This window comes from Nocardia sp. NPDC003726, from assembly GCF_053586955.1.
The window spans coordinates 37,387-49,312 of the sequence record NZ_JBSFNF010000011.1 but is presented as its reverse complement, the minus strand read 5'-3'; the positions used below and the strand labels follow the sequence as shown (position 1 = coordinate 49,312).

Here is an 11,926-nt window from a genome sequence, read left to right as displayed (position 1 = left end):
TGCGGGCGGCGGGTTGGTTCATCCGAACAGGGCCTGCCACACCGCTGTTCGACGGTGCGGAAGGTCCCGCCTGCGCCGATCGCCCGAAGCGTCGGTGCGGCCGGGCAGCCGAACGGTCGTATTCCCCGCTATCAATGCTGGGAATTGCGGCAGTGGGGTGGTGACGCGCCGCACCGATACGGTTACCGGGCCACGGCATCGAACGGCACGTCCGGCGGGTCACCGTGGCATCGGCGAGAACAACCATCCTCGCTGAGATCGCTCACAGCAGCGGCCAGTGGGCGTGGTCGCGCGATGAACTATCGGAACGAGGAGAATGCTCGCCATAAAGCTGCTCGTGTGGGGCTTGGTCGCGGGGCTGCTCAGCACTGCCGCGATGGCGGTCTTCTACTCGAACCCGTGGGTGGTCCGCGTCCATACCCACCACCGGAAGACCACCCTCGCCGGGCCGGGTGAACACCCTCTGCCACGGAGTTTCACCGCGAATTTCCTGGGCACGCAGCTCGAGGCGTACGTCATGACCATCGGATACGCCTGGTTGCACCCGCTGCTGCCGATGAACGGACCGACCGGAGCCATCGCACTGGCCGCGCTCTTCGCGGCATTACGCGTCTGCGCGCCGGTGTGGGCACTGTGGATGCGGCGCGCCTATGCCCACGGCTACCTCGCCGTGGAAGTCGCCGCCGGAGTCCTCAGCAGCCTCGTCGTCACGCTCGCCCTCTACGTGCTCATGTGACGCGATCTATGCGCGCCGTTTCTGCCGGAATCCCGCGGAGGGAGATGGTTCGATCGAGGCGTGTGGTCCGAATTCGAGGTGAACGCGCCGCCCGCCCGTGGGACGGCCAGCCGGGTCCTGTTCCGGTTCACGCTGGGACGGCGAGCGGTCATACTGCGCCAGACGCGCATCGAGCCGCGTGGCAGCAGCGGGTGGCACTACCACGACGGGACGTTGTTCGTCCTGGTCGCGCGGGGGACGCTGGATCATCCCGGTGCGGACTGCGCGCCGGTCACCTACCGGCGCTGGCGGGTGTTCCGCGAACCCAGCGGGCCGCGCTACCCGCATGTGGCGCGCAACCTCGGCACGGTGCCGGTTTTGCTGTGCGTGCTCTACTGCACGCCGCTCGGCAGTCCGCTGTCCCGCAGCGTCCCGCCGCCGGAGTGCGCGGACGCGCGATGACCAGACTCCGTTCGCGGGCTCGCAGGCATCGCGGAGTGCGGGGACACGGGGTGACCGGCTTCAGCTCGCGGCCCGACAGGGCGTCGCGACGTGCGCGCGGGCGGGGTGATCGGCCTCAGCTCGCGGGCTGGCAGGCGTCGCGCAGCGAGCAGGCGCCGCAGGAGTTGCCGCAACCACCGGTCTGCGGCGGTGGAGCGATGGCTTCGGCCGCCTGGGCGGCGGCGTTCGCGCCCGCGCCGAGGGTGAACAGCGCGACGACGGCGGCGCAGGCCGCGACCGCCAGCGCGATGAAGCCGTCCGCGGCCAGCCCGACCAGACCGCCGGCGAACAGCAGCGCCCCGGCCGCGATCGAGGTGGGAGCGGCGACGCGGTTGGCGACGCGGAAGGTCTCGTCCGTCGACAGCGCGGCCTCGGTGTGGACACCGAAGAAACGATTGCGGGGCAATCGGCCGGTCAGCCCGAGTGCTCCGGTTGCGACGGCCACCACAGCCAGCACGAACAGGACGAGAGCGACGACGAACACTCATGCAGGCTAGCGCATCGGCGCCGCGCGCCCTCCGACGGGCGGCGACCCGGCGAACCCGGCCGCAACCGCAGGCCAGCCCGATTTTCGGTCCTGCCGACGCGACGTTCTACCCTGATAGACGAAGTTTGTCGGGGATCGGCGACCACAAGAAGGCAGGACCGTGCAAGACACACGTGCAACCGAAAGCGATGTACCTGAGCACCGGTACAACGCGGAGCTTGCCGGCCGCATCGAGCGCCGGTGGCAGCGGACGTGGGACGAACGCGGAACCTTCCATGCGCCGAACCCGGTCGGGCCGCTGTCCGGCCCGACGCCGCCGGACAAGCTGTTCATCCAGGACATGTTCCCGTACCCGTCCGGCGCGGGCCTGCACGTCGGGCATCCGCTCGGCTACATCGCCACGGACGTGTTCGCCCGCTACCACCGCATGCACGGGCGCAACGTGCTGCACGCCCTCGGCTACGACGCCTTCGGCCTGCCCGCCGAGCAGTACGCGGTGCAGACCGGCGCGCACCCGCGCGACACCACCGAGTCCAACATCGCCACGATGCAGCGCCAGCTGGACCGCCTCGGGCTCGGCCACGACCGGCGGCGCTCGTTCGCGACCACGGATCCGGAGTACTACCGCTGGACGCAGTGGATCTTCCTGCGGATCTACAACGCCTGGTACGACACGGAGCTGAACCGGGCCCGCCCGATCGCCGAGCTGGAAGCCGAGTTCGCGTCGGGTGCGCGGGCCGTGCCCGAGGGCAAGTCCTGGGACGCGATGCAGGCCGCCGAGCGGAACGCGCTGCTGGACTCGTATCGCCTGGTCTATCAGACCGATTCGATGGTCAACTGGTGCCCCGGCCTGGGGACCGTGCTGGCCAACGAGGAAGTCACCGCCGACGGCCGCAGTGAACGCGGCAACTTCCCGGTGTTCCGTAAGCGGCTGCGGCAGTGGATGATGCGCATCACCGCCTACTCCGATCGCCTGGTCGACGACCTGGAGCGGCTGGACTGGCCGGAGAACGTCAAGGCCATGCAGCGCAATTGGATCGGGCGATCTCGCGGCGCGCAGGTGAAGTTCGACGCCGACGGCGAGCAGATCGAGGTCTTCACCACCCGCCCCGACACCCTGTTCGGCGCCACCTACGTGGTGCTCGCGCCGGAACACGAACTGGTCGACAAACTGACCGCCGCCGCCTGGCCGGCCGGAACCGACCCCAGGTGGACCAACGAGGGGGCCGCCACACCGGCCGAGGCCGTAGCGGCCTACCGCAAGTCGATCGCGGCCAAGTCCGACTTGGAGCGCCAGGAGAACAAGGAGAAGACCGGCGTCTTCCTGGGCAATTACGCGATCAACCCGGCCAACGGCGCGGCCGTGCCGATCTTCATCGCCGACTATGTGCTCAGCGGCTACGGCACCGGCGCCATCATGGCCGTCCCCGGGCACGACCATCGCGACTGGGAATTCGCGTCCGTGCTCGGCCTGCCGATCGTCGAGGTGATCAGCGGCGGCGACCTGGAGCAGGGCGCCCACGCGGGCGAAGGCACGCTGGTGAACTCGGACTACCTCGACGGCATGTCCGTCGAGGAGGCGAAAGCGGCGATGATCGCCCGGCTAGAGGCCGACGGCCACGGCAAGGGCACCATCCAGTACAAGCTGCGCGACTGGTTGTTCGCCCGCCAGCGCTACTGGGGCGAGCCGTTCCCCATCGTGTACGACGAGCAGGGCGCGCCCCACGCGCTGCCGGAATCCATGCTGCCGGTGCTGCTGCCCGAACTGGACGATTTCGCCCCGGTGACCTTCGATCCCGACGACGCGAATTCCGAACCCTCCCCGCCGCTGGCCAAGGCGAGCGACTGGGTGGAAGTCGAACTGGATCTCGGCGACGGACCGAAGCGCTACCGCCGCGACACCAACGTCATGCCGCAGTGGGCTGGCAGCTCCTGGTACGAGATCCGCTACGCCGACCCGACCAACACGCAGACGTTCTGCGCCAAGGAGAACGAGGCGTACTGGCTCGGCCCGCGCACCGATGTCGGCGGGCCGAACGATCCGGGCGGCGTCGACCTGTACGTCGGCGGTGTCGAGCACGCGGTGCTGCACCTGCTCTACGCCCGGTTCTGGCAGAAGGTGCTGTTCGACCTGGGTGACGTGTCCGCGAGCGAGCCCTATCGGCGGCTGTTCAACCAGGGCTACATCCAGGCGCACGCCTACACCGACGAGCGCGGCGCGTACGTGCCCGCCGCCGAGGTCGTCGAGCGCGACGGCAAGTTCTTCTGGACCGACGCCGCCGGCGCCGAGATCCAGGTGCGCCAGGAGTACGGCAAGATCGGCAAGTCGCTGAAGAACGCCATCTCCCCCGACGAGATGTGCGATCTGTACGGCGCCGACACCTTCCGCTTCTACGAGATGGCGATGGGTCCGCTGGACACCTCACGCCCGTGGGCGACCAAGGACGTCGTCGGCGCGCACCGGTTCCTGCAGCGCGTGTGGCGTCTGGTGGTGAACGAGGAGACCGGCGCGGTGCGGGTCACCGACGCGGCCGCGAGCGAGGAGACGCTGCGCCTGCTGCACAAGACGATCGCAGGCGTGGACGAGGATTTCGCCGCGCTGCGCGACAACACGGCGGGCGCCAAGCTGATCGAGCTGACCAACCACCTGACCAAGAGCTACCCCGACGGCGCGCCGCGCTCGGTGGTGGAGCCGCTGGTGCTGATGCTGGCGCCGCTGGCCCCGCACATCGCCGAGGAGCTGTGGGAACGTCTGGGCCACACCGGCTCGCTGGCGCACGGCCCCTTCCCGGTGGCCGATCCCGCACTGCTGGTGGAGGAGTCGGTGGAGTACCCGATCCAGGTGAACGGCAAGGTGCGCAGCCGGATTCAGGTGGCGGCCGACGCGGACAACGCGGCGATCGAGGCGGCCGCGCTGGCCGACGAGAAAATCGCCGCGCTACTCAACGGAGCCGCGCCGCGCAAACTGATCGTCGTCCCGGGCCGCTTGGTGAACATCGTCGCCTGACGCGTCGGCGCGTGTGACCGTGGACTGGTTGCGCTCTTCGGCCGAGATCGATACGGCCGGAGCGCGACCCCGGCGACGTGCGCGCCGACAGCCGTGCGCACGGTTCGGCCGAGAGAGCGCCCGCCGGTGTGACCGCGATCAGGACGGCCGCAGCACACCCTGACGGGCTACGCGCCGACGGGCGAACATTTCGGCTACGTGAGCGCCCGCCGGTGCATCAGCGATCAGTACGGCCGCAGGACAACCTCGGTGGGATGCGCGTCGCGCGGTGTGTCGATGGCGGTGCGCACCGTGTACGCCACGGTCTCCGGTGTGAGGAAGTCTTCGGCCCGGTATTCGCGGCCCTCGCCCGCGATGATCGCCCGCTGCATATCGGTGTCGATGCGGCCGGGATGGATCGAGGTGACCCGCAGCTGTGGCTCCTCTTGGCGCAACGCGTCGCCGAAGGCGCGCAGTCCGAACTTGCTCGCCGCGTAGGAGGCCCAGCCCGCGTTGGCGCGCAGCCCCGCACCCGAGTTGATCAGCACCACGTGACCCTGGCCTTCCCGCAGCGCGGGCAGCAGCAGCCGGGTGAGTTCGGCGACCGCGATAACATTGGCTTCCAATGTGTTTCGCCACTGCTCGACTGTGGATTCCGCGATCGTGCCGAGATCGGCGATGCCCGCGTTGTGCACCAGCACATTCAGGCTCCGGATCGGCGCGACAGCCTCGGCGAGGGCGGCGTAGTCGGTCAACTCGACCGGCCAGCCCCGCGCGCCGGGCAACTCGGCGAGGATGCCACGCAGCGACTGCGCCGATCGCGCACCGAGCAGCAGATCGTGGGTCGGCGCGAGTTCCCTGGCGATCGCGGCGCCGAGGCCGCGACTGGCGCCGGTGATCAACGCGGTCGGTTTCGAGGACGCGACGGAACTCATGGGCCCCACCGTAACCGGCTGGGCGAAGAAGGCGTAAAAACCCGTAGCACTGGACGAACGACTAGCGCTGCGGGCCGCATCGGGGCGAGAATCTCGGGCAGCGAATCACGGACGGGGCGTGCGAAAGTGAGAACCGCCGAACACGAAGCGGCCACAGGCCGATCGGATGGTGATGAAACGGACACCGCTGAGCGGGCATATCTGCGGGTGACATCGCAGAATAAGGGGATGGCGCATCCGGGCTTCACCCCCACCCAGCTCGCGGCCCGCGCTGCCTACCTGCTGCGCGGTAACGACCTGGGCACCATGACCAGCGCGGCGCCCCGGCTGTACCCGCACATGTGGAGCTGGGACGCGGCGTTCGTCGCGGTCGGCCTCGCGCCGTTGAGCGTGGAGCGCGCCGTGATCGAGCTGGACACCCTGCTGTCCGCGCAGTGGAAGAACGGCATGATCCCGCACATCGTCTTCGCCAACGGCGTGGACGGTTACTTCCCCGGCCCGGCCCGCTGGGAATGCCGCAAGCTGGCGGCCAACGCGCCGGACGGTCCGGACACCTCCGGGATCACCCAGCCGCCCGTGCACGCCATCGCGGTGCAGCGCATCCTGGATCATTCGCGCAGGCACGGCCGCAGCACCAGGTCGGTGGCCGAGGAGTTCCTCAATCGGCGCTGGCCGGATCTGGTGCGCTGGCACCGGTGGCTGGCGCACGCTCGCGACCCCAAGGAGACCGGCCGCATCACGCTGTACCACGGCTGGGAGTCCGGGATGGACAACTCGCCGCGCTGGGATCGCGCCTACGAGCACGTGGTCCCCGGCGACCTGCCGCCCTATCGCCGCGAGGACGTGCTGGTGGTCTCCGATCCGACCCAGCGCCCGACCGACCGGGAGTACGACCGCTACCTGTGGCTGGTCGAGCAGATGCGCCGAGCCGGTTACGACGACTATCAGCTCGCCTCGACCATGAGCTTCGCCGTCGAGGACGTGTTCGTCACCGGGATCTTCGCGCTGGCCTGCGAGGTCCTGGCCAATATCGGCGAGGAGTACAAGCAACCGCACGCCGACGTGCGCGATCTCTACGCGTGGGCCGACCGGTTCCGCGCGGGAGTCGTGGCGACGACCGACGCGCGCACCGGCGCGGCCCGCGACTTCGACGTGCGGTTGCAGCGCTGGATCAACACCGAGACGCTTTCGATGTTCGCGCCGCTGCTGTGCGGCGGTCTGCCCCGCGACACCGAGCGCGCGCTGCTGCGCCTGTTCGAGGGTCCGCGCTTCTGCGGTCACCCGGATCTGCGCTACGCGCTGCCGCCCTCCACCTCGCCGGTGTCCAAGGATTTCCGTTCCCGCGAGTACTGGCGTGGGCCGGTGTGGCCGGTGATGAGCTGGCTGTTCTCGTGGGTCTTCGCCCGGCGCGGTTGGGCCGAGCGTTCCTTCATGCTGCGCGCCGAGGGCCTGCGCCAAGCCAGCGACGGCAGCTTCGCGGAGTACTACGAGCCGTTCACCGGGGAACCGCTCGGCAGTATGCAGCAATCTTGGACGGCGGCGTCGGTGCTGGATTGGCTGGGGTGAGAGCACAGAAGAGTTCTGACACCCCAGCTGTCACACTGGTAACGGCCAGAGCGAATGGCTATCGTCCTCCGGCATGGGCATCTGGAGGTCGACCACCCGCCGCGGCGCGGCGCTGTCACTGCTCACGCTGTCCGGCGTTCTCGTCGCCACGCTACCGGCGACCGCGACGCCGACCGGTCCGGACGTCTCTTCCTGGCAGCACACCGACGGCACCCTGATCGACTGGTTCGCCGTCAAACGTTCCGGCCACGACTTCGCGATGGTCAAGGCCACCGAGGGGCTGAACTACATCAACCCGTACTTCGTGCCCGACAGCCTGCTGATGCGCGCGGCCGGAATGGCGCGGGGCACCTACCACTACGCCAGGCCCAACCTGCCGCCCGAACCGCAGGCCGCGCTGTACGCGGCGGTGGTGCTGGGCCAGAACGGGCCGCTCGATCTGCCGCCGGTGCTGGATCTCGAGGTCACCGGCGGTCTCGCCCCGGCCGCCCTGATCGACTGGACCCGCCGCTACCTGAACACCGTGGAAACGCTCACCGGCCGCGTCCCGATCGTCTACACCTATCCCGTCTTCTGGCGCACCGCGATGGCCGACACCCACGAGTTCGCCCAGTACCCCCTGTGGATCGCCGACTATCGCGGCAACTCGCAACCCGAGGTCCCCGGCGGCTGGTCCACTTGGACGTTCTGGCAGACCACCGACAGCGGCGCGATTCCGGGCATCGAGGGCCGCGTCGACCTCAACGTCTACAGCGGCGCCCAAGGCGGTTTCGCCGGCTACGCCAACATGGGCGGCACCGGCAGCGGATAGGAGTGAGGCCGCTACCCGCCCAGTCGGGTAGCGGCCTCACTCGCGGGGAGAGCCGCGGAGAGTGGCCGTGGTTGCAGGGGGGCCGGAGCGCCGCGGCTGCGGTATCAGACCCCGATGCGGCCGCCTGCCTTCTTCCAGACCGCCACGACCGAGGGGCGCGGCTGGGCCGTGCCGCCGTCGGGCCAGTGCGACAACGGGTTGTCCGGGGTGGCATCGTCGGCTTCGCCGGGATGCTGCACGCACACCATGACCCGTGCCTCGCTGACCACCGGGCCGCAGGTCTCCGCACCGCGCGGAACGGTGAGGAACTGCTTGGTCTGGCCGCGATTCGGGCCGTCGAGCACCACGGAGAACAATCCGTCGTTCGACTTCAGCGCGTTGCCGTCGGTGGCGATCCACAGGTTGCCGTACGGATCGAAGGCCAGGTTGTCCGGGCAGGAGATCGGACTCACCTTGGACTTGTCGTAACCGGCGAAGTAGGTGTCGGCCGCCGCGGGATCGCCGCAGACCAGCAGCAGCGACCAGGTGAACGTGGTGCCGGTGTGGTTGTCATCGATCTCCAGGATCTGGCCGTTCTTGTTCAGCTTGCGCGGATTCGCCTCGTCCGGCCCCTGCTTTCCTTCCGCGCCGCGGTTGTCGTTGTTGGTCAGCGCCACGTACACCTTGCCGGTGTAGGGGCTGGCCTCGAAGTCCTCCGGGCGGTCCATCTTGGTGGCGCCCACCTTGTCGGCTGCCAGGCGGGTGAACACCGCCACCTCTTCCGCGCTCATACCGTCGACCAGCGACTTGCCCTTGCCGTCCGCGCCGGTCTCCAGCAGTGGAATCCACTGGCCGGTGCCGGTGAAGCCCTTCTCGGACGGCTCGGCGCCGGTGCCGTCGATCTTGTCCGCGTGATCGCCCGTGAGCTTGGCGACATACAGCGTGCCCGCGTCCAGGATGGTCAGGTTGTGCCGCATGCTCGCCGCTCCGGTGCCCGGCTGGATCTTGCGCGAGGACACGAACTTGTACATGTATTCGAACTTCTCGTCGTCACCGGTATAGGAGACGACGTCGCCGTTCTTCGTGACATAGATGGTGGCGGCCTCGTGCTTCACCCGGCCCATCGCGGTGTGCTTGATCGGCGTCGAGTTCGGGTCCCACGGATCGACCTCGACGACGTACCCGAAGCGGTTGGCCTCGTTGGGTTCCTGCGCCAGGTCGAAACGCTTGTCCGCGCGCTCCCACAGGTTGGCGGTCTTGCCCGCGGCGAAACCGTAGCGCTTCAGGCGCGCCGCGGCGGCGGGCTCGGTCACCTTGTCGGCGTTGGCGAAGTAGCCGTGGAAGTTCTCCTCACCCGACAGCACGGTGCCCCACGGCGTCAGGCCGCCGGAGCAGTTGGCGAAGGTGCCGAACACCTTGGTGCCGGTCGGATCGGCCGAGGTCTTCACGAATTCGCTGCCCGCGGCGGGACCGGTCAGCTTGAACTCGGTGGTCGCGGTGATCCTGCGGTTGTACTTGCCGAAGACGGGAACCAGCTTGCCGGAGCCGGATTCGCCCTTGACCTCGACCACGCTCAAGCCGTGCGCGGCCATGGTGACCGCGATCTGCTCGTCGGTCGGCGCGTCCTTGTTGTAGCCGCGGAACATGTGCGGGCTGGTGGTGTACTCGTGATTGACCACCAGCAGGTAGCCGTTGGCCTTGCCCTCGATCGGCAGCAGAGCGGCGAAGTCGTTGTTGTAGCCGAACTGCCTTGCCTGCGCGGCGGCGGTCTGCTTGTCGAAGTCGAAAGCGGGCGCGTCCGGGAACAGCGGATCGCCCCAGCGGATCACGACGGCCTGCTCATAGCCGTCCGGGATCACCACGGCGTCTTCTTTGTTCGGCGCGACGGCCGCGAAGTCGGTGCCGGTTCCGGGCGGCCCCGCGGGCGAGGTGGAGCCTACGGTGGTCGGCTCATCGTCGTCACCGCAGGCCGCGAGGACGCTGCCCGCGCCGACCGCGAGCACGGCGGCCGCGCCGCCCTTGATCAGTCCGCGCCGGTTCAGCGAGCTGACGATGTCACCGAAGTAGGCGCCCGAAGAAGTGTTCGGCGCCTCGTGGAAGCACGCGTTCGCGCACTTGTACTCACATGTCACGGCAGCGCGCGACGACTGTCCGTCGTGCTTCACGAAAAGGGCGAGTGGCTGAAGACTCACGGTGACTCCTGGGTTGGGCCGATGGCCGCACGGTAAACCATCCGGACCATCCGGAAGGGACGACAAAGTGAACAACCGCCCAACTAGGTAACCCTCGAATTGCCGAACCGCCAGGCCTGGGAACAGACGAAAGCCGCGCCGATTCGATGATCTCGAATCGGCGCGGCGTCGGTGTCGAAAGGTGGCTGCCTCGTTTTCGGTGAAACCGGCCCGGACCGGCTCACCCATCAGGCGTTCACCGGAAGGGCGATGACGACCTCGCTCTCGTTCTCCGGCAGGTAGTGCGCCCGCACGACGCGACCCACCTGCACCTGCCCGACGCTGGCGGGGGCGAGGAACTTCGTCACCCGGGTGGAGAAGCTCGACCCGTCCGGGCGGGTGACCACCAGGCCGAGCCCGACCTCGGAGTGCCCGTCGCGGATGTTGCCGGTGACCGACAGCGACTGCACCACCGCCTGGGTGGCGATGCCGCGCTCGGCGATGTCGAGCTTGTGCCGCGTGGTGATGCCCTTGCGGATCAGGGACTCGTTCATCGCGTTCTGCGCGGCGGAGGCGTCGCCGGACAGGTCGACCTCGACCCGGTCGGTGCGGCCGGGAAGGTAGCGCACGGGCAGCACCACCCCGGCGCGCAGCAGGGCCAGCTCGGTGAACGGCACGATCATCTTCGCGGAGGAGTGGAAGATCTTGCCGTCCGCGCCTTCGACGCTGAATTCGACATGGACCTGCGGCTGGTCGTTGACCGTGACGCCGGTCTGCCGCACCGATCGGACGGTGCCGAGGCCGGTGAGTCCGTCGCGGAATTCCGCGCTGTTGCGGCCGGTCAGCGCGCTCATGATGCCTTCGCCGGTGAACGCGAAGACCATGGGGACCAGGGTGAGCGCGATGATCGGCAGCGCCATCTCGAAGCCGAGCCAACCCATTCCGGCGGGCTCCCATTCGCTGGTGGGCACGTAGGTGACGGCGTGGTAGACGTAGTAGCCGATCGCGGCGGCGCCGAGAGCGAGGGCGATCAGACGGATCTTGTTCATGACGTTTCCTTTTGGTGTTCGAGAGATTCGCCGCGCCCCGTCATCCCGGATAGTCCGGGATGACGGGGGCGGATCGGGGTGCATTGCGGCGATCAGGCGCCGACGATGGACGAGCAGGCGAAGGTGATGTCGAACTTGGAGGTCTTCGGCCCGGCCAGCGGGTTGGTCAGGTCGGGGGCGCCGACGCCCTCGCCGGTGACCTTGAACGTGTTGCCGTCCTTGACGACCTTCGCGGAGCCGCCCGGCATGCCGTTGCCGAAGCCCACCGCGTAAGGCAGGCCGTTGTCGCCGCCCTTGCTGCCCGCGATCGCGACCGCCTGCACGGTGTTCGAGTCGGTGATGGTCGCGCTCACCGAGAGGTTGCCGTAGGCGGAGTTCGCCGTGTCGGTCAGCGCGAGCGCCAGCGTGCCGCCCTGCTTGGCGCAGGTGGTGTCGAACTTCGCGTCGAAGGTCTTGCCGTCGACCGAAGCGACCGACTTCCCCGCCGGAGCGGCCGGCTGCGCCGAGGACGGCGCGGGCGCGGCGGGCGAGCTGCCCTTGCTGTCACCGCATCCGGTGAGCACGGCCACCGCGGCGGCGGCGGCGAAAGCGGCGGCGGCGATGCGGAGCGAAGTGGCGTTCATGGTCTGTGTCCTTGTCGTTCGAGGGGCGAAGCCCCTGGTCCTGTTCTCCGGCCCTCCTGTTGGGCCGTTGAGAAAAAGGTACGAACGATTCGCCCCCTACCGA

General features: G+C 68.8%; 10 protein-coding genes. 5 read left to right on the top strand and 5 right to left on the bottom strand.

Annotated features, from left to right (window positions below):
• The first annotated feature begins 316 nt into the window (after nt 1–316).
• A complete protein-coding gene (locus tag ACWDMM_RS16970) occupies nt 317–736 on the top strand; it encodes a hypothetical protein (RefSeq protein WP_449938250.1) in 420 nt (139 codons plus the stop codon).
• Between the two features lie 60 nt (nt 737–796).
• A complete protein-coding gene (locus tag ACWDMM_RS16965; RefSeq protein ID WP_449938247.1) occupies nt 797–1,177 on the top strand; it encodes a hypothetical protein in 381 nt (126 codons plus the stop codon).
• Nucleotides 1,178–1,292: 115 nt separating this feature from the next.
• Here ACWDMM_RS16965 and ACWDMM_RS16960 read toward each other — a convergent pair whose 3' ends face one another.
• Nucleotides 1,293–1,700, bottom strand: coding sequence for an SdpI family protein (locus tag ACWDMM_RS16960; protein WP_195044020.1), 408 nt, complete (start codon nt 1,698–1,700; stop codon nt 1,293–1,295).
• Nucleotides 1,701–1,863: 163 nt separating this feature from the next.
• On the opposite strand from ACWDMM_RS16960, the gene leuS reads away from it, so the two are divergent.
• Entirely contained in the window at nt 1,864–4,710 is a 2,847-nt protein-coding gene (gene leuS / locus ACWDMM_RS16955; protein WP_195080972.1) for a leucine--tRNA ligase, read from the top strand.
• 224 nt (nt 4,711–4,934) lie between these two features.
• Here the strand turns inward: leuS and ACWDMM_RS16950 are convergent, their stop codons facing one another.
• Complete coding sequence (locus ACWDMM_RS16950) at nt 4,935–5,624, bottom strand: SDR family oxidoreductase (RefSeq protein WP_449938243.1); 690 nt, start codon at nt 5,622–5,624, stop codon at nt 4,935–4,937.
• 228 nt (nt 5,625–5,852) lie between these two features.
• Here ACWDMM_RS16950 and ggh point away from each other — a divergent pair, with 228 nt between their 5' ends.
• Nucleotides 5,853–7,190: a glucosylglycerate hydrolase gene (gene ggh / locus ACWDMM_RS16945; RefSeq protein WP_195080974.1), complete on the top strand. Its 1,338-nt coding sequence runs from the start codon at nt 5,853–5,855 to the stop codon at nt 7,188–7,190.
• Between the two features lie 73 nt (nt 7,191–7,263).
• Nucleotides 7,264–8,001, top strand: a complete 738-nt coding sequence (locus tag ACWDMM_RS16940; protein WP_195080975.1) for a glycoside hydrolase family 25 protein — start codon at nt 7,264–7,266, stop codon at nt 7,999–8,001.
• A gap of 104 nt (nt 8,002–8,105) precedes the next feature.
• Here the strand turns inward: ACWDMM_RS16940 and ACWDMM_RS16935 are convergent, their stop codons facing one another.
• The 3 genes from ACWDMM_RS16935 to ACWDMM_RS16925 form a co-directional block, all read right to left on the bottom strand.
• Complete coding sequence (locus ACWDMM_RS16935; protein ID WP_357109716.1) at nt 8,106–10,172, bottom strand: PhoX family protein; 2,067 nt, start codon at nt 10,170–10,172, stop codon at nt 8,106–8,108.
• 227 nt (nt 10,173–10,399) lie between these two features.
• Nucleotides 10,400–11,200: a hypothetical protein gene (locus ACWDMM_RS16930; protein WP_195080977.1), complete on the bottom strand. Its 801-nt coding sequence runs from the start codon at nt 11,198–11,200 to the stop codon at nt 10,400–10,402.
• A 92-nt stretch (nt 11,201–11,292) separates the two neighbouring features.
• Nucleotides 11,293–11,823, bottom strand: coding sequence for a lipoprotein LpqH (locus ACWDMM_RS16925; RefSeq protein WP_357109719.1), 531 nt, complete (start codon nt 11,821–11,823; stop codon nt 11,293–11,295).
• Nucleotides 11,824–11,926 lie beyond the last annotated feature (103 nt).

Coding starts and splice junctions, on each gene's coding strand:
- ACWDMM_RS16940 (WP_195080975.1), top strand. CDS start 7,264: ATGGGCATCTGGAGGTCGACCACCCGCCGCGGCGCGGCGCTGTCACTG.
- ACWDMM_RS16930 (WP_195080977.1), bottom strand. CDS start 11,200: ATGAACAAGATCCGTCTGATCGCCCTCGCTCTCGGCGCCGCCGCGATC.
- ACWDMM_RS16950 (WP_449938243.1), bottom strand. CDS start 5,624: ATGAGTTCCGTCGCGTCCTCGAAACCGACCGCGTTGATCACCGGCGCC.
- ACWDMM_RS16970 (WP_449938250.1), top strand. CDS start 317: ATGCTCGCCATAAAGCTGCTCGTGTGGGGCTTGGTCGCGGGGCTGCTC.
- ggh (WP_195080974.1), top strand. CDS start 5,853: ATGGCGCATCCGGGCTTCACCCCCACCCAGCTCGCGGCCCGCGCTGCC.
- ACWDMM_RS16925 (WP_357109719.1), bottom strand. CDS start 11,823: ATGAACGCCACTTCGCTCCGCATCGCCGCCGCCGCTTTCGCCGCCGCC.